The 18,976-nt window shown below is 46.9% G+C and carries 14 protein-coding genes; 8 read left to right on the top strand and 6 right to left on the bottom strand.

Annotated features, from left to right (window positions below):
• The first annotated feature begins 4 nt into the window (after window positions 1–4).
• The 6 genes from LSG34_RS11680 (at window position 5) to pssA (ending at window position 10,047) form a co-directional block, all read left to right on the top strand.
• A complete protein-coding gene (locus LSG34_RS11680; RefSeq protein ID WP_233009277.1) occupies window positions 5–568 on the top strand; it encodes a Maf family protein in 564 nt (187 codons plus the stop codon).
• Complete coding sequence (gene rng / locus LSG34_RS11685; RefSeq protein WP_233009278.1) at window positions 565–2,034, top strand: ribonuclease G; 1,470 nt, start codon at window positions 565–567, stop codon at window positions 2,032–2,034. Before LSG34_RS11680 ends, rng begins: the two co-directional genes overlap by 4 nt.
• The gene (locus tag LSG34_RS11690) at window positions 2,034–6,020 is read left to right on the top strand and encodes a YhdP family protein (protein WP_233009279.1); all 3,987 of its coding nucleotides are present in this window, start codon (window positions 2,034–2,036) and stop codon (window positions 6,018–6,020) included. The genes rng and LSG34_RS11690 overlap by 1 nt, the downstream gene beginning before the upstream one ends.
• Window positions 6,013–6,852 (top strand): carbon-nitrogen hydrolase family protein, encoded by an 840-nt coding sequence (locus LSG34_RS11695; protein ID WP_233009280.1) that lies wholly within the window; start codon window positions 6,013–6,015, stop codon window positions 6,850–6,852. Before LSG34_RS11690 ends, LSG34_RS11695 begins: the two co-directional genes overlap by 8 nt.
• A complete protein-coding gene (tldD, locus tag LSG34_RS11700; protein ID WP_233009281.1) occupies window positions 6,849–8,288 on the top strand; it encodes a metalloprotease TldD in 1,440 nt (479 codons plus the stop codon). Before LSG34_RS11695 ends, tldD begins: the two co-directional genes overlap by 4 nt.
• A gap of 415 nt (window positions 8,289–8,703) precedes the next feature.
• A complete protein-coding gene (pssA, locus tag LSG34_RS11705) occupies window positions 8,704–10,047 on the top strand; it encodes a CDP-diacylglycerol--serine O-phosphatidyltransferase (RefSeq protein WP_233009282.1) in 1,344 nt (447 codons plus the stop codon).
• A gap of 59 nt (window positions 10,048–10,106) precedes the next feature.
• Here pssA and yjgA read toward each other — a convergent pair whose 3' ends face one another.
• The gene (gene yjgA, locus LSG34_RS11710; protein WP_233009283.1) at window positions 10,107–10,634 is read right to left on the bottom strand and encodes a ribosome biogenesis factor YjgA; all 528 of its coding nucleotides are present in this window, start codon (window positions 10,632–10,634) and stop codon (window positions 10,107–10,109) included.
• Between the two features lie 183 nt (window positions 10,635–10,817).
• Here yjgA and pmbA point away from each other — a divergent pair, with 183 nt between their 5' ends.
• On the top strand, window positions 10,818–12,164 hold the full coding sequence (pmbA, locus tag LSG34_RS11715) for a metalloprotease PmbA (protein ID WP_233009284.1): 1,347 nt from the start codon (window positions 10,818–10,820) through the stop codon (window positions 12,162–12,164).
• 233 nt (window positions 12,165–12,397) lie between these two features.
• Window positions 12,398–12,940: a hypothetical protein gene (locus LSG34_RS11720; protein WP_233009285.1), complete on the top strand. Its 543-nt coding sequence runs from the start codon at window positions 12,398–12,400 to the stop codon at window positions 12,938–12,940.
• A 108-nt stretch (window positions 12,941–13,048) separates the two neighbouring features.
• Here LSG34_RS11720 and LSG34_RS11725 read toward each other — a convergent pair whose 3' ends face one another.
• The 5 genes from LSG34_RS11725 to LSG34_RS11745 form a co-directional block, all read right to left on the bottom strand.
• Window positions 13,049–15,232, bottom strand: a complete 2,184-nt coding sequence (locus tag LSG34_RS11725) for a M3 family metallopeptidase (protein ID WP_233009286.1) — start codon at window positions 15,230–15,232, stop codon at window positions 13,049–13,051.
• Between the two features lie 297 nt (window positions 15,233–15,529).
• The gene (locus LSG34_RS11730; RefSeq protein WP_233009287.1) at window positions 15,530–16,711 is read right to left on the bottom strand and encodes a sensor histidine kinase; all 1,182 of its coding nucleotides are present in this window, start codon (window positions 16,709–16,711) and stop codon (window positions 15,530–15,532) included.
• A 43-nt stretch (window positions 16,712–16,754) separates the two neighbouring features.
• Window positions 16,755–17,441, bottom strand: coding sequence for a response regulator transcription factor (locus LSG34_RS11735; RefSeq protein WP_233009288.1), 687 nt, complete (start codon window positions 17,439–17,441; stop codon window positions 16,755–16,757).
• Window positions 17,441–17,728: a DUF3019 domain-containing protein gene (locus LSG34_RS11740; protein ID WP_233009289.1), complete on the bottom strand. Its 288-nt coding sequence runs from the start codon at window positions 17,726–17,728 to the stop codon at window positions 17,441–17,443. The genes LSG34_RS11735 and LSG34_RS11740 overlap by 1 nt, the downstream gene beginning before the upstream one ends.
• A gap of 71 nt (window positions 17,729–17,799) precedes the next feature.
• Window positions 17,800–18,648, bottom strand: a complete 849-nt coding sequence (locus LSG34_RS11745; RefSeq protein ID WP_233009290.1) for a MipA/OmpV family protein — start codon at window positions 18,646–18,648, stop codon at window positions 17,800–17,802.
• Window positions 18,649–18,976 lie beyond the last annotated feature (328 nt).

Raw genomic sequence — 18,976 nt, forward strand, 5'->3', positions numbered from 1 at the left:
CATTATGATTGCCCTTGCGTCCGCTTCACCCCGTCGCCGTGAATTATTAGGCCAGTTGCAGCAGGAGTTTGTGCTGGTCAGCGGTACTATTGATGAAACTCAACTTGATGGCGAAAACGCTGATCAGTATGTACTGCGTTTAGCAGAGCAAAAAGCCCGCGCAGGTTTTTCCAGTCAAAGCACTCCACTTCCTACCTTAGGCGCCGATACCATAGTGCAGGTGGATGAATTAGTTTTAGGTAAACCTGCAGATTTGGCTGATTTTCAGCGCATGATGAGGTTATTATCAGGTCGTAGTCATTGGGTGAAAACTGCAGTGGCTATTGCAACGGCACAAGGCACTATCAGCACTACAGTCGCGACTCAAGTCTGGTTTAAAGACTTGTCCGAACAGGAAATTTTTTGGTACTGGAATACGGGCGAACCTGCTGATAAAGCGGGTGGCTACGGTATTCAGGGACTGGCTGGTCAGTTTGTACAACGCATAGATGGCAGTTACTTTGCTGTGGTAGGTTTGCCTCTCTATGAAACCGCACAGTTGCTGCTCACACTGAAGGATGCACCATGAGCGCAGAATTACTGATCAACGTCACTCCAAGTGAAACCCGTGTGGCTTTGATTGAAAACGGTGTATTGCAGGAAGTGCATATTGAGCGTCAGGCTAAACATGGTCTGGTTGGCAATATTTATATGGGCAAAATCAGCCGTGTTTTGCCTGGTATGCAAGCTGCCTTTGTTGATATTGGTTTAGATAAAGCCGCCTTTTTGCATGCCTCCGATATTGTCACCGCAGGTTTAAATATTGCGGACGCTGAGCTCAAAGCTGGTCCGGTCAAAGATATTCGTCTGTTGGTGCATGAAGGTCAGTTTTTACTGGTACAAGTGGTGAAAGACCCATTGGGTACCAAAGGCGCTCGCTTAACCACAGATATCACTCTGCCAAGCCGTCATCTGGTGTTTATGCCAGGTTCAGCTCATGTGGGTGTATCGCAGCGTATAGAGAGCGAAACTGAGCGTCAGCGCTTAAAAGATATAGTCAGCACTTGTCTGGATGAAACTGGCGGTTACATAGTTCGCACTGCAGCCGAAGGCGCTGGCGAAGATGAACTGCTACACGATGGTAAGTTTTTACAAAAGTTGTGGGCAAAGGTGCTTAAGCGCAAAAAAAATGCCCGCAAAGAAACCATGTTGTATGAAGAGTTAACGCTGGCCTACCGTATTTTGCGTGACTTTGTTGGCTCTGATTTAGAGCGGGTGCGGGTAGACAGTAAACTGACGTACCAGCAACTGCATGCTTTTACTGAGGAATTTGTGCCAGAAATGACAGCCCGGCTGGAGTATTATCCGGGCGAGCGGCCTGTGTTTGATTTATTTGATGTCGAAAATGAAATTCAGCGCGCGCTGGAGCGTCGGGTCATGCTGAAAAGCGGCGGTTATCTGATGATTGACCAGACCGAAGCCATGACCACTATAGACGTCAACACCGGTGCTTTTGTCGGTCACCGCAACTTAGAAGAAACCATTTTCAACACCAATATTGAAGCCACTCAGGCCATAGCCCGTCAGCTAAGGTTACGGAATCTGGGCGGCATTATTATTATCGACTTTATCGACATGCAAAGCGAAGAGCATCAAAAGCGCGTGTTGCATAGTTTAGAAGTGGCTTTGGGCCGGGATAAAACGAAGACCAATATCCATGGCTTCTCGGCGCTGGGTCTGGTAGAAATGACCCGCAAACGCACCCGCGAAAGCCTGGAACATGTGCTCTGTGGTGAGTGTCCAATTTGTGCTGGACGCGGCAGTTTAAAAACGGTCGAAACTGTCTGTTTTGAAATATTGCGTGAAATAGTGCGGGTGAACCGGGCTTATGTTGCAGATAAATTTGTGGTTTATGCTTCACCTGCGGTAAAAGATGCGTTAATTAATGATGAATTTCACAGCATGGCTGAACTCGAAGTGTTTATTGGTAAACAAATCAGTGTCGTGATCGAACCTCAATACGGTCAGGAACAATTTGACGTGGTGATGATGTAGTGCGGACTGTGAAACAGGCCTGGTTTTATTGCTTACACAAACTCTGGATCTTCTTTGCTATCTTCGTCGTGTTGATGGCCACCTTAGTCTCAGCTTTACGTTTTGGTCTGCCTTACGCCCCTGGTTATAAAACCGATATTGAACACTGGATCAAAGCAGAATACGGTACTGAAGTGCGCATTGGTGCTTTGTCGGCAGGTTGGCAGGGCACAGGGCCTGCGCTGGTTCTGCAACAACTTGAAGTACTGGACAGCAACTATCAGCCGCAACTGACAGTGCAGGAAACCGGCATCCGGCTGGATTTCTGGCGTTCTTTGCGCACCATGAAACTAAGTGCAGCTCACTTTGAACTGACAGGCTTAACCTACAGAGTGGATGCTCAGCGTTGGTTAGGCACTGGGGTTGCTACTCCTTCTGATAATCAGCAGCTTTTTGATGCCTTACAGGATCTGTTTTTTAAGCAACTGCAGCATTTCTCTGTACTCGACAGCCAACTGGTGTTTAACAATGCACAAGACGAAGATATCCGGCTGGAAATCAAAGCGCTGAACTGGCAAAACGAAGGTGAACGTCATCAGGGCTGGGGCGAGTTGTCTGTGGCTGATGTGACGGCTAATACCTTGTCTTTTATTATCGATTTAACAGGCGAGCCATCCAAAGCCCAGGGCCAGTTGTATCTGGCCAGTCAACAACTGGACTTATTGCCCTGGTTCCAGCAGTTATTACCTCAAACCCGCAAACTCAACAGCGCCAAGCTAAACTTTGCTGCCTGGGGGGATATTAAAGCCGGCAAATTACAACAAATTGACGTGGCATTGTCCGACAACAATGTTGGCTGGCTGAAAGATGGGGTCTGGAATAAAGTTGCTTTATCTGATGGTTATCTGCGTTGGGTACCTATGGCTAAAGGCTGGAGTTTAAGTTCCAGCCCTATGACGCTGAGTAACAGCAGCCAAAGTTGGCCTGGCTTGCAACTGCAACTTAATCAGAATGAACTGGGTTATCAGGCGTCGTTACAAAACCTGCAGCTAGGCGTAGCGCGGCCTTTGCTGGAGCTGTTTTCCGATGGTTCAGAGCAGTTGCAGTCGTTGTTGTCTTACCAACTGGACGGCAAAGTAGAGCGGCTGGATTTAGTCACGGAAAATGATCAATGGTACTTATCCGGTCAGTTTAATGAGCTCTCCTCAGCTCCGGTCGCTGATGTGCCTGGTGTCAAAGGCTTTAACGGTCGTTTTGTCGCGTCCCCGCATTTTGGCTGGCTGGGGTTAAAAGCAGAAGATGGTGCACTTCAATGGGGCCAGGCTTTTAGTAAAGACTGGACTTACAAAGGCGCGGAATTGGAACTGGCCTGGCGTAAACGTGCTGGCAACTGGCAGATTCTAGTGCCTTATTTAAGTTTATGGCAGGATGCTTTTAGTCTCGAAGCTGAGCTGGTAGTGAATCTGGACGACAAACCTGATATGGATTTAGTCGCAGAGCTGCATGGTGTGCCGGTACAAAACGCAGAGCAGTTTTTCCCGAAATTTTATATGCCGGAATCTGTGATTAAGTACCTTAAACCTGCACTGGTATCTGGTGATGTCAGTTCAGGCAAAGTGTTATGGTCAGGCGATTTTTCTGCTTATCCTTATGCTGAAAGAGACGGTGTGTTTCAGGCGCTGGCTGATGTGACCAATGCCGAGTTTTTGTTTGATGAAAACTGGCCTAGTTTAACGGACTTATCCGCACAATTATTTTTTGAAAATGCCGCCATGCTCATCAGCAGTAAGTCCGGTTATCTGGTGGATGCTCCTGTTGATCAGGGAGTGCAAGTCGGCATTCCTGACTTATATAACGCCGATAATTTAATTATTGATATCAAACAACAATTGCTGGCTGAACAAGTCACTACCCTGATGCAGGCTTCACCTTTGCACGATTCTGTGGGTGAAACTCTGGCTTACTTAGGTGTGACAGGACCAGTCAAAGGCGATGTGCGTCTGACTATTGGCCTGAATGAGCCGACAGTGGATATCAAAGGCGCTATCGACTTTGAGCGTAATGGTCTTGCTTTGTCAGCGCCTGCTTTAGTTGGCGAGAATCTGACGGGCCGTCTTGAGTTTCACAATGACATTTTGACGGCTGATGATTTACAGCTTTTTATCAGCAATATTCCCGTGCAGTTTGGTTTTCGTGGCGAACAGCAACAGGACAATTACAAAGTATCCTTGTTAAGTCAGGGCTTACAGAACAGTCATGAATTGTTATTGAGCTTAGCGCCACAGCTGGAGCACTTTGCTACTGGTCCTCTGAGTTGGCAGTTTAAACTGGACTTATTGCTGGCAGGAGAGGGCTACACCTATCAGGCCGATTTGGCGCTGGATTTAACCGACACCGAATTGCTGTTGCCCGCACCTTTGGCGAAAAAGTCAGGTCAGGCCGGTACTGTATTCTGGTCGTCCAGCGGTAGTCAGGACAACTCAGTTATAGCGCTAACCTATCAGGATTTAGTGTTTTTTGATGCCAGCTATGTGCATGCTCAAGGTCAGATAGGTCGCGCTCATTTAAGTTTAGGCGCCAAAGAAAATGCTGGTTTTGCTGATGGCTTTACCATCAGCGCCAATTTAGATAAAACCGACTTTATGCCCTGGTTTGAGTTAATTCGCCAGCAAGTCAGTCAGCAGTCTGATGAAGCTGGATTATTACCTGCATTAACTTCAGTCAAAGCCAAAGTGAATACCCTTAGCGTGACAGAGGATATCCTGTTTGATCAGGTACAGCTGCAGTTAAAGCCAGAAGCAGACTTTTGGTTAGTTGATTTAGATTCGACTCAAACCAAAGGCCAGCTGAAGTTGGCAAAAGATTTTATGGCGCAGGGAATTGAGGCCAACCTTGAGTTTTTAAAGTTATTCCCTTACGACCCGGCAGAAGCAGAGGCCGAGGCTCTGGCTGCTGCGGAGTCCTTAGCTAAACTGACGAAAGAGCAGCAAATTGCCAAAGCTCTGGCTGACGTGGTGAAACCACAACCTATGCCATGGCTGGCCGATTTACCTCCAATCAAACTGGATTGTAAAAGCTGTGTGTTTGGGCCTTTTGATTTAGGCCAACTGAGGATGCAAACCGAATCCGATGGCGAGCGTTTAACTATTCAGAGCTTTGAATCCCGTTATAAAAAACATCAACTGAGTATCAAAGGCCATTGGCAAAAAGATGCAGAAGCCGGTGTTACTACCTTATCTGCAAAATTAACCAGCCCTGACTTTGGTCAGTTGATGAAAGACTACCATTTAAGCTCAGCTATAGCGGGTAGTCCGGCCCAGGTGCAGATAGACAGTATCAGCTGGGCTGGCGGGCCGACTCAGTTTAACTACGCCACCTTAGGCGGCAAACTGAACTGGCAGTTGGGTGAAGGTTCCTTGTCTGAAGTCAGCGACAAAGGTGCGCGCTTATTGTCTTTATTTAGCCTGGGGTCTTTGGTGCGTAAGCTGAAGCTGGACTTCAGGGATATTTTCTCTAAAGGCTTTTTCTACACTGAAATGAAAGGCGATTTACAGCTGGATAAAGGCGTAGTGCATACCAACAACACCATGGTCGATGGCGCTGCGGGTAAAATTGAAATTCAGGGTTATGCCGATTTAGTCACAAGGCAACTGGATTATCAGATGGCGTTTTTACCAAAAATTACCTCGAGCCTGCCTGTTTTGGTGGCTTTATTGCAGTTTAATCCGGCCACTGGTTTAGCCGCTTTGGCTCTTGATGAGCTGGTCGAATCGGCTGAAGTAGTGTCCAAAGTTAATTTTGTAGTCACAGGTAATTTTGACCAGCCGGAAGTGGTGGAAGTGGCGCGTCATACCACTGAAGTCGAAATTCCACGTTCTGAGTTATTAAAAGCCGAACAGGAAAAACGCCTACGTTTGCAGCAGGAACAAGAGTCGCAGCAAAAACCTGTCAAACCTGCGGCAAGCAGTAAAGCAAAGGATAAAACCAGGGAGAAAGCCAATGGCTAAGCTCTGGCGCTTATCTGCAGTTCAGCTGACCAGCGGGCCGGATCCTTTATTGAATCTGGCGAAAGTGGACAGCTTGCTGGCGCAACTACCCAAAGCATCGCAACATCTGGCGGTATTACCTGAAGGTGTGGCGGTATTTGCAGGCCCTGATGGCTTAAACCTGCAACTGGCGGAAGCCTTAGGCTCTGGCCCGCTGCAAAGCGCTTATGCTGAATTAGCAAAAAAACACCAACTGTATTTATTGGTCGGCACTTTGCCAACCCAAACTTCTGATCCAACACGTTTTGCTGCCAGTAGTCTGTTATATAGTCCTGCAGGTGAATTGGTCGCTGATTATCAGAAAATCCATTTGTTTGATGCTTTGGTCAATGACAGCAGCAAGCAGTATCTGGAATCAGCCACTACTATGCCGGGTGAAAAGTTAAGCCTGGCCCAGGCTCAGCAGTTAAAGTTGGGGATGCTGATTTGTTATGATATGCGTTTTCCCGGATTAGCCCAGGCTTTAGCTGCTCAGGGCATGAATGTGATGGCTGTACCTTCGGCTTTTACTACAGTGACAGGGGAGGCGCATTGGCATACCTTATTAAGAGCCCGTGCCATAGAAACCCAGAGTTTTGTTGTAGCACCAGCTCAGGTGGGCACTCATCCTAATGGTCGTCAGACCTATGGCCATAGTTTAATTATCGACCCATGGGGTCGTATTCTGGCCGAAGCCGATGGCAGCAGCGAAATGGTGCTGAGTGTCGAAACAGATTTAGATCTTTGCCAGCAGCTGGCGGAGAAAATGCCGGTAAGGCACCACAACAGATTTCAAAGTGAGTTCAAAGCATGAGTAACGTCGAACACAACCTGTTAAGCGCCAGTGACCTAAGCGCCAGTGATTTACAACAAAGCTTAGGCTTTTTGTTTGCGCACAAGCTGGATTACGCCGACTTGTATTTTCAGTCCAGCGTACATGAATCCTGGGGCTTGGAAGATGGTTTAGTGAAAGACGGCTCTTTTAATATTGAACGTGGTGTGGGCGTGCGGGCCATCAGCGGTGAAAAAACCGGTTTTGCTTATGCCGATTCTATTTCAGCTGCAGCTTTAAAGCAGGCGGCAGAAGCGGCCCGTGGCATCGCTGGTGCTGGCAAACAAGGTTCAGTACAGGTCTTTAAGCAGCAATCCCAACCACAAATTTATTTGCCTTGTGAGCCACTGCAAAGTTTGGACAACACAGCCAAAGTTGAGCTATTGAAGCAGATGGAAGTTTATATTCGTAGCCTCGACAGCCGTGCTGAACAAGTGGCTGTCAGCTTATCCGGCGTTTATGAAGAGGTGCTGGTTGCAGCATCCGATGGTACTTTTGCCACTGATATTCGTCCTTTAGTGCGGTTAAACTGTTCTGTGCTGCTGCAACACAATGGTCGCCGTGAACGTGGCGGCAGTGGTGGTGGTGCCCGTACTAACTATCAATATTTCCTTGAAGACGTCAACGGCTCACCACGCTGGCAGGGTTATGCCCGTGAAGCAGTACGTATGGCTCAGGTGAATTTAACAGCAGTAGACGCACCAGCTGGCACTATGCCTGTGGTCTTAGGTTCAGGCTGGCCTGGCGTGTTATTACACGAAGCTGTAGGTCATGGTCTGGAAGGTGATTTTAACCGTAAAGGTTCATCCACTTTCGCTGGTCGTGTCGGCGAGCAAGTCGCATCCAAACACTGCACTATTGTTGATGACGGCACTTTGGCTCATCGCCGTGGTTCACTGAATATCGACGACGAAGGCACAGCCAGCCAATACAACGTGCTGATCGAAAACGGTATTCTGAAAGGTTATATGCAGGATAAACACAACGCCATGCTGATGAACGTGGCGCCTACAGGCAATGGACGTCGTGAGTCTTTTGCTCATTTGCCTATGCCCCGTATGACCAATACCTATATGCTGGCGGGGGAATATGACCCACAAGAAATTATCGGCAGCGTGAAAAAAGGTATTTATGCACCGAATTTTGGTGGTGGTCAGGTGGACATTACTTCAGGCAAATTTGTATTTTCAGCCTCAGAAGCTTATCTGATTGAAGACGGTAAAATTACCACACCAATTAAAGGCGCAACCCTTATAGGCAACGGTCCTGAAGCAATGCAGCAGGTATCTATGGTCGGTAACGACCTGACACTGGATGCTGGGGTTGGCGTTTGTGGTAAACAAGGTCAAAGCCTGCCTGTGGGTGTAGGTCAACCTACCTTAAAACTGGATGCCATGACGGTAGGCGGTACTGCGTAACTAGAGCGTGTTGACGTTTCGAGATTAAATTTTGTTCGTTCTGGAGGCGCGTTGAGCGCGAAAGGAGGAGCGAAGTTTAGTTATTCTAAATGAGCGACGAGTGACAAAGCTCAGGGCGCCGCCAGACGAACCCGAAGGGCAGCGCCTGGCCGGCCTTTCTGCTGCGTTAGCACTCGTTTATGTAGAATAACTACACTGCACTCGCGCTGCCTTGCATAAAAACCGGCCAGACTGCTGCAAAAATAATCCTGAAACGTCAACACGCTCTAATCTTTCAGACAAAAACACTAGGACTTTGTGCCGTTTTACGGCAAGATCCAGCCCATTAAATAATTCGGGTCAGAGTAAAATTAAACCTCCGCTTTAATTTTACTCTGACCCGAATTAAATCTACTGACTGAGAATTTCGCCTGCTATGTTACAAACTTTGTTAAACAGACGTCGTCTGGCCAAATTGCCAAAAACAGATCTGGTGGCTGAAACCGTTTCTGTGTTGTGGTCAGCTGCTGATTATAAAAGCACAGTGCTGGATCTGATCCAGCGCGCTCAACATCGCATTGTGATCACAGCTTTGTATCTGCAAGCTGATGAAGCTGGTGAACAAATTCTGCGGGCTTTATTTGCCGCCAAACAACAAAAGCCAGATTTACAGGTGACTGTTTATGTGGACTATCACCGTGCCCGTCGTGGCCTGATAGGTCAGGAAGGCGCCCGCACCAACAACGATTTTTACCGTGAGATTGCCAAAGACTACGACTTGCCTATTCAGATCATTGGTGTGCCGGTAAAAAAGCGTGAGTTGTTTGGGGTGCTGCATTTAAAAGGTTTTGTGTTTGATCAAACCCTGCTGTACAGCGGTGCTTCACTGAACAATGTCTATCTGGCAGAAGAAAATCGTTACCGTGCTGACCGTTATTTAGTGCTGCAAAATCAGGTAATGACAGACGCCATAGTGCAGGCGCATCAGCAGTTATTTGGCGATGAAGAACAAACACCAGAACTGCTGGACGACGAAGACTATGTCAGTCAGGCAGTAAAACGCCAGTCACGTTTATGGCTAAAACATGCCAAAGCCACCCGTTATCAGTATTCTGATAAAACTGACTCGGCTTTACGGGCTTCATTGTTGATGGGCTTAGGGCGTCGTAATAACGAGCTAAACAGCACAGTGCTTGCGCTGCTTTCGGTGGCGCAACAGGATGTACTAATTTATACGCCTTATTTTAACCCGCCTGTGGCTTTGGCCAGAGCGCTACGTAAATGTTTAAAACGTGGTGTCACTGTGACCATAGTAGTGGGCGATAAAACAGCCAACGATTTTTATATTCCACCAGGTCAGCGTTTTAGCAAAATTGGCGGTTTACCTTATTTCTACGAAACCATTTTGCGTAAATTTGTCCGGGCTAATCAAAAGTTTATCGATTCAGGTTTGCTGCACGTCAAACTGTGGAAACACCAGGACAACAGTTATCATCTCAAAGGCTTAAGTGTGGATGGTGTGAAGCATCTGTTTACTGGTCACAACCTGAATCCACGGGCTTTTGCTCTGGATTTTGAAAACGGTATCTATGTGGAAGATGACCTGCAGCAGTTAAAAACTTTGCTGGAACAAGAAAAACAAGTGATCACAGCCCACGCCAGCGAAGTTGTGCATTATTCAGAAATTGAAACTGTGCGGGATTATCCGGAAGTGGTACAAAAGCTGTTAAGCCAGTTGCGTCGTATAGGTGCAGATTTGGTGGTGAAGCGGTTGATATAAAAATGGGGTCAGATCACATTGTTAATTGTTTTATTAACAATGTGATCTGACCCCATTTTTTAGTCTTCTAAAATAGCCGGCTTAATCAGCTGGAACAATTCACGGAACGCCTTAGGTGGCAGATCCTTTTCCTGTTCTCTTTTTGCATTACGAATAAGTGCCCGTAACTGCTGTACGTCTACATCAGGAAAAGCCGCAACAAATTCAGTTAATGCATCCGGATTGGCAATCAGTTTATCGCGCCAGGTTTCCACTAAGTGAAACTTACGGGTCGCCGCCTGATTGGTGTTACGCAGCACAGCCAAAGCACGTTCAATAGGTTCCAGATCACGGGTACGCATTAAACGACCAATAAACTGGATATGACGGCGCAGCGCTTCGTGCTTTTTAGACAGCTTATCAGCTAAAGCTAAAGCGTCTTTTAATTCATCATCTAAATCTAACTTAGCACGGGCAGCAGGGCTTAAAGCCACCAGGTCTTCACCCAGTTTCTGCAGCGCAGTCATCTCTTTTTTGACTTGGGTTTTACTTTTACCATGCTCAACATCCCAGTCGTCGCCATGGGTAAAGTCGGTCATATCGGCCATACGATTCTCTTACCATCTTAATTAATGCACATAGTATACCCGATAGCCTGCACTCTGTCGTGCATCGGATTGAGGCGGGACGGGCGACCGTGAAGGTCGCCCCTACATCCAATTCTTACGGAACTATGGTAAGCTGAGTCCACATTCTGGCAGTTAAAACCGAACACTCTGACAGGTACACAGATGAGTCAAACCGAAGTTACAATCTGGCAAGAAATCGCCGAAGTAAAAGATGCTGTCAGCCAGGTGCTGGCGCATGCAAAACAATTAGGTGCCAGCAGCGCCGAAGCCTCGATGAACCGCACCCGTGGTTTAAGTGTCGAAACCCGTCACGGTGAAGTGGAAACCGTTGAGTTTAATCAGGACGGTGGTTTAGGCATCAGTATTTATGTTGGTCAGCGTAAAGGTTCTGCTTCTACTGCAGATTTAAGCCCGGCTGCTTTAAAACGCACAGTCGAAGCTGCTATTGATATAGCCCGTTACACCTCTGAAGATCCACATGCAGGTTTAGCGGATGCGGCCTGGCTGGAATTATCGCCACCGGATCTGGATTTATTTCACCCTGCTTCTGTCTCTACCGAACAAGCTATTGAATGGTGTAAAGCCTCTGAAGAAGCAGCTTTTGCTTATGATGCCCGTATCACCAACTCGGAAGGTGCGTCCTTTTCCTCACATCAGGGCTTAAAAGTCTACGGCAACAGCCATGGTCAACTGGTCGGTTACCCAAGCAGCCGTCACAGCCTAAGCTGTGTCGTGATTGGTGAAGACGGCGATGATATGCAGCGTGATTACAGCTACACAGTGGCCCGTGAATTAGGTGCTTTACTGGACCCGGCCCAAATTGGCCGCGAAGCTGCACTGGAGACAGTACAACGCTTAAATGGCCGCAAGCTGGGCACGCAAAAAGTGCCGGTGATTTTCCGTGCTGATATCGCCAGCAGTATTTTTGGTCATCTGGTATCTGCGATCAGTGGTGGCAGTATCTACCGTAAATCCAGTTTCCTGCTGGATAAAGTCGGCCAGCCTGTCATGTCTGATAAAGTCACTATTATTGAACGTCCGCATTTAAAACAAGCTTTAGCTTCCAGTCCTTTTGATGGCGAAGGTGTGAAAACCCGCGATTTAACAGTGCTGGATAAAGGTGTATTAAATACTTACCTGACCACCAGTTATTCAGGCCGCAAGTTAGGTTTGCCAAGCACGGGTCATGCCGGTGGTATCCATAACTGGTTAGTGCAACATGGTGATGCCGACTTAGCTCAGCTGTGCCGTGATATGGGCACTGGCTTGCTGGTGACAGAACTGATGGGTCAGGGCGTCAATACAGTCACAGGTGACTACTCACGTGGTGCTGCTGGTTTCTGGGTTGAAAACGGCCAAATTCAGTTCCCTGTATCCGAAATCACTATAGCCGGTACTTTGCAGCAAATGTTTATGGATATTCAGGCCATAGGCAAAGACGTTGACCCTCGTGGTGGCGTGCTGACTGGTTCTGTATTGATAGGCCAAATGCAAATCGCCGGTCATTAATACCCGTCGTCCTTGAAGCTGCAGCTTTGTTGACTGCGCCACTTCGCCCCAGTCACATAGGTTAACTATGCTCCTGGGGCCTCACTGACTTGTCGCCTCGCTGCATCATCAAGTAACTTGGGTATATCTGCAGGTTGGAGTCTACGACTCTGATCTGTTTTCCTCCTTGATTTTTCTGAACTTTCCCCCAGCTATACCCACTAAAGCATTAATTATTTTTCCCGGAGTTTTGTATGAAATCTTTGTCTTTTTTAGTACCAGCTACCTTATCTTTTTTGCTGACCAGTTGTGGTTATTTAGCCGGAGACGAAAAGCAGCAGTTAGAACAAGCCTGGCTGGCGAAAGATCAGCAATTACAGCAGGCTGTAGAACAAATCCGTACTCAGGGGTTAGAAGCTGTTGCCAATGGTGCTGAAGCTGGCACTGTCGCCTCTTGTGTGGCTACCACTTTAGTGGCCGATCCGGTTGGCCGCTTAATCAGTGTGGAAGGCGCTTTGGTTGAGTCAGCCAAGGTGTCACAGTTACTGGCTGATTTACAGCAGGTGATGGAACAGGATGTATCACTGGAGCAAATGGCGGGCTTATTACAACGTGGCGCTGATGCTGCAGTCTATGCCAAAACCTTAATTGAACAACAAGGTGTAGAGCAGGCGTTGCAGACATTAAAGCAGATGGCAATCGCCAGCCAGCAGTTTGCCCAACAGGACTTAGGAGCACATTTGCAGCAGCTGTTAGGTACTTGTCATACCAAGCCCGCAGAGAATAGTGAAGCGTGACAAATAATTTGTAGAATATAGTCGCAACAACCTTCCTGATAGTTGCGACATACCGTCCATAAAAAAGCCGCTCAGTGAGCGGCTTTTGTGTCTTGAAACCAGCAGAACTTAGTTAATGCCAGTCTTTAAACCACGACGGATTAACAGAGCATCAGTGGTAGGTTCCTGACCACGGAAGGCTTTGTAGGCTTCCATAGGGTCTTTGCTGTTACCAATAGACAGGATGTTTTTACGGAAGTTAATGCCGTTTTCCAGCTTCAAACCGCCCTGAGTTTGCACATAGGCAAAAGCGTCAGCAGCCAGAATCTCACTCCACATATAAGCGTAGTAACTGGCTGAGTAACCACCAGAGAAGACGTGAGCGAAGAAAGTCGACTTATAACGTGGTGGTACAGCAGCCAAATCCACACCGTGTTTCTTCAGTGCCGCTGCTTCAAACTTTTGTACGTCCTGCAGTGGTGCATCGGCTGGCAGAGAGTGCCATTCCATGTCCAGCAGTGCAGAAGACATATATTCCAGTGTGTCATAACCCTGGTTGAAACTGCGTGACTTCATGATTTTTGCCAAGAGTTCAGCAGGAATGGCTTCGCCTGTTTTGTAGTGTTTAGCGTAGTTGCCAATCACGTCAGGGTGAGCTGCCCAGTCTTCCTGGAAAGTCGACGGGAATTCAACGAAATCGCGTGATACTGAAGTACCAGCTAAGCTCGGATAATTTACATCTGAGAATAAACCGTGCACCGCATGACCAAATTCATGGAACATAGTGGTCACATTGTCATAGCTCACCAGCGTAGGTTCACCAGCCGGGCCTTTAGGAATGTTCATCACGTTCACAACAACAGGCTTCTGGTTTAACAGCTTGCTTTGCTCAACAAAAGAACTCATCCAGGCACCACCACGTTTGCCGTCACGGGCAAAGTAGTCAGCATAGAAAATTGCAATGCTGGTACCATCAGCGTCAAAGACTTCATAAGCTTTTACATCCGGGTGATACACAGGTAAATCCGGACGGGCTTTCATGGTAATACCAAACAGCTTGTTCATGGTGTAGAACATACCGTCATTCAGTACGCGCTCAAACTCGAAGTACTGACGAACTTCTGCTTCGTCTAAATCGTATTTGGCTTTACGTACTTTTTCGCCGTAGAACTCCCAGTCCCATGGTTGTAATTCAAAGTCACCGCCGGTTTCTTTGATCATCGCCTGAATAGCTTCGGCTTCTTTTTTGGTGTTTTCCACTACGGCAGGAACCATAGAAGCGAACATATCCAGTACAGCTTTAGGTGTTTTAGCCATAGTAGGTTCTAACTGGTAGGTTGCCCAGTTGTCATAACCTAACAGCTTGGCACGTTCTGCACGTAACTGAGCTAAACGGGCTACGATAGGCTGGTTGTCTGTATCACCTGAAGTACCACGGTAAGCAGAGGCTTCCCATACTTTTTTACGTACTTCGCGGTTTTCCAGTGAAGCTAAAGCTGGCTGACGGGTGGTGTTGGTAATTTCAATAATAAATTTACCTTCTTTGCCTTTAGCTTTAGCGCCTTCAGCTGCTGCTGTAATTTCAGCTTCAGATAAACCTGCTAATTCTTCTTTGGTATCCACATAAACTGCGATCTGATCTTTCATCGCCATCAGGTTTTGCTGAAACTTGTTCGTCAGCGTGGACTGTTCTTCGTTTAACGCGCGGATTTTGGTTTTTTGTTCTTCGGTTAAGTTGGCACCGGCACGAACAAAACGCTCATAATAATCTTCCACTAAACGGGTGGCTTCACCGTCTAAACCTAAAGTAGCACGGGCGTCATAGACAGCTTTTACGCGGGCAAACAGCTGTGGATTCAGGTTGATGTTGTCTGAATGCGCGGCAAATTTAGGCGCCATTTCGGACTGAATTTTCAGGATTTCATCGTTGCTGATGGTACCCGTCATATTAAAGAATGTAGTGGAGGCACGAGTTAACAACTCACCACTTTTCTCCATAGCCACAATGGTGTTGTCAAAAGTGGCAGGTTCTTTATTCTCAGCAATAGTCAGGATCTCAGCCATATGCTGCTTAATCCCTTCTTCCATCGCTGGTTGGTAATGCTCAACTTTAATTTTATCGAATTCTGGTGCTTCGTACTGCAGAGTACTTTTTACTAACAATGGATTACTCACTGCACCTTGCTCCGCTGCTGGGGCTGCAGTTTGAGTTTGCTCAACTGCTGCTGTAGTTTTAGCTTCTTCGGCTGGTTTGGAACAGGCGCTCAAAGCGACTGCTGCTCCAATGGCGCTGGCGATTAAGGTCTTGCGCATGGCTATTTCCTTCTGGGTATCTTGGTTGCTTTTTTGTTATGAAATTACAGTAAAAGTCATCAACTGTTAACCGGTCGAGTATGCCAAAAGCGAGAGGCAAATAACAGGTTTTGCAGTAAGTGGCAGATTTAGCGGGATAAGTGGAGTTCAAAAGCCGGCTATGTATTTGTTTCGTGAAAACAGCAGTGTTGGCTGACTTCTGATTTGGTTACAGGATAGACTCAACCTAAAGGATTCTGCCCGCTTTCAGCGTCACATCTTCAGCGAGGTATCCCCATGTCTGATCTTCAAAGCCGTTTATTCTTTGGCTTGTGTTATCGGAATGCTGATTGTCGCAGCATGTCCACCATGTAATGACGCCGAAAAACCAAAATGTCCATTGTGCTGCATACAGACTCGCCGCACTATACTTAAACCAAGTGAATGATGCAGAGACTCGGCAGGGCGTCTGGAGGCGACGTTTTGACTAGCCGCTTGTCCGTCGTCATGCACCACAATATGGCAATATCCATCAGCAACATCAGCCGTCACATTAATCCGGGTTCCGGCGTATCGCATCGCGTTGCTCAGCAGGTTTGCTATGGCCCTGTGTAGTAGTCTTTTATTGGCAGTAATGATTAAGTCTGATTCAACTGCAACGTTGAAGGTCAACTGGTTATCCTGAGTGAAAAGGTCCACCATCTGATGTAAAAAATCAGCCAGGTTAAAGTTTTCGTAAGCCATTTCGTCAGGTGTATAGTGGTTCTGCGCCAGCATCAGATATTCGTTGATGTTGTCCTCAATTTCGCCCAAGTTGCGCATTAGTTGCTGTGCAGTCTGTGGATCCCCCTTCTTATCCAACTGGTGCGCTATAAAATGCATACGGGCCACGGGCGTTTTTATATCGTGGCAAATGGTTTCAGCAATTTCGGTTTGGAAATGGGTCAGTTCTGCAACACGGGCAGTCATATTTTGTAGGGAGTGCGCCAGAGGTTCCAGATAGGATTTTTTGCTCAGGGTAAATGCAGGCAGATGGCCGTGGCGTATTTCATTTAAGGCGGATGATCGCAATACAGCGGCATCTTTAAATAAGTTGCCTGTATAAATAAAAAACGCAATAAACAAAACACTATAAAACAACAGGCTGAACAGTAGTTTTTTATCCAGTGTTGCGTTTTCAGCTTCCAGCCGCAGGCAATATAAGCTGTTATCACTCTGGTGCTGACAAAGCAGGCGACGGTCTGCCGTTTCAGATAATTCCAGATATTTATCTTGTCCAGTGGTTTCAGTGTGTTGCCAGATCTGAGGCTTAATGTGAACAAATACAGCATCAGCACAATCTTCCTCTGCGGACATTATGCATACTACTTTGCCGGACGAGTGCTGATGAGTGGTAAAAGTCTGAGACAATAAGGTATCAAGAGCAATGACAGGAGCACTGTCTGCTGTATGCCAGCGATGCAGGGTATTGACTGTGTAAGCAAGAATGGGGACTGTCATAGCCAGCACGAAATAAAAGCGTAGCAATGATAAAGACAGCCATTCAGGTCGGTGTATATGCAAGATAGTAGCCCTCACCCCATGAAATGACTATGTTCCAGGCTGGGTCAATGCCCTGCAGTTTTTTCCGCAAGCGGGATACTCTGCCATCCATGGTGCGATCTATACCGTCATACACTTTGCCCAGATGATGTTGAAACAGCCAGTCCCGGCTGACAACTTCACCATACTGTTGCATCAACGCATCCAGCAAGCGGAATTCAGCTGTTGTCAGATCAAGCCTGGTGTCCGCCAGATAGGCGTTCTTGGCTTTGGTATCCAGCCTTAAGTTATGCTGTTTCAGCTCAGAGTTTAATACTATGGGTGCTTTGTCCTGAGCCAGAAATACTTTTAGCTTGGCCAGCAGCAAGCGTGGATCTATGGGTTTCAGCAAGTAGTCCTGAGCACCAAGCTCAAAACCATATAATTGTTGTTTCATTGAGACCTGAGCTGTCATAAACAGAATAGGTCCGGCAAAGCTGTGCCTAATTTCTTCGACAAAACTAAAACCACTTTTACCTGGTAATGTCACATCGCATATAACCAAATCAAAGCTTTGTTGATGGAAGAGTTGAGCAGCTCTGGCCGCGTTGTAAGCGGAGGTTACCGTATAACCTTCGGAGTTCAGGCAATCAACAATCAGTCGGGTAAGCTCCAGATCATCTTCAAGCAAAAGTATGTGCTTAGTCATCAGAATATGCTCCATGACAGCCGCCTTTGCTGTAACGCCTGTTGTTGATGTTGCAGAACTTTAAAGGCTCTCGTGGCGAGCACTTTTTTACTGCTTTGATCCATCAGACTAAAAAGCACTGTCTCGTTGCTCTGCAACGTCATGGTGTAGGCGTCTTGTTGCCTGGCGCAATGCAATACGGTTTTGGTGTTCTCATTCACCAGGCAAGCAACGGTATTGGTTTTCCAGCGCATCTGTAGTGTGGTGACACAAACGTCATTTTTACCAATAAGACAGAATTTGGGCAAAATCTCAAACTGTGCCGACTCGGAAGCAAAGGGCAGCGTAAGTAAAACAAGCAATGTAAAGCAGTTTGCTTTTACCATTGATACATGAAACCCATAAACCAAATGTCATGCTGGCGCGAACCAATAAATAAGCTCTGCATCACCTCTGCCGGATAAAACTCCCGTCTCAGACTCGCAGCAAAGCTTAGGTTCGAACTGAGATTCAGGCTGGCATCCAGTCTGACAGAGGGCAGCCACATGGGCCCTGGCTGAACTCTGAGCAGATTGGAGGTGTCGTGATAACCCAGGCCAAAGTAATAGTTAGCGAAACCTTGATCAAGCCGACGTATACCCAAGCTTGGGGCTAAGTTAAAAGACTGCCCCTGATACTGATATCTTAGTAAGGTATTCCACTCGTTGCCGTTATGTACTCCGGAAATATCGGTATGCCATTCACTGCGCAGTTCAAAATTATCTGTCCTGGCATATGCCGTTATTCCCGCTAAATAACTTAAATGGCGTCGTTGAAAATTGATGACATCCTGAATGGTTTCATCCCAAAGAACAGGTATTTTGACGTTATTTATCGCTAAAGATTTAATCAAGCCATCTTCAGCACTGTTATGCCGTACCGACAATGCGTCGAAACTTTGCTTGCCACTCAAATCCAGCGAAAAATGTTTTGTTTCTACCAGATTGAATCCAAGATCAAGGTTTTCCAGATAAAAACGCTTGTAGTACAACGACCAGCGCGGCAAGACATATAGATTGGTATGACTGGCATCGAACAACAAAGTGCCATACTGGCCATGCCCCACTGTCACACTAAACTGCCACTGCATCTGCTGCAGGTCTTGAGTCTCTTCTTCTGCCAGAGCAAAGAAACTTGCCGCAAAAAGTAGCCAGGTAGTAAGTAAAAGACGCAGATAGCCTGAAAGCATGTATTTAACCTGTAAATGGCTCACAAAAATTAAAAAGATCCCCAGCTTGTTTCACATTCCAATGACATCGGGTCTCAGGTTAATCATAGCTGGTGTTTTATTTATCCGTAACGAACCCAGGTGCGGCTTTTGTTCATTCCAGTCATCACATCAGAGGTCAAGCCATGGCGCCATTGCGGACGGGCGATGCTAGCGGATAACAGCATGTGAAAGTGTGCAAAAGTGTACATAGGCGGCAGAAACACAATGTAAAAAGCTCTGCTGCCTCCAAAATTCACACAAAGCTGAGTCGTTTCACTAAGGCAAATTCAGGTAAAACTTAGCTGCA

The organism is Rheinheimera faecalis (genome assembly GCF_021290965.1).
In the GTDB taxonomy this organism is placed as follows: Bacteria; Pseudomonadota; Gammaproteobacteria; order Enterobacterales; family Alteromonadaceae; genus Pararheinheimera; species Pararheinheimera faecalis.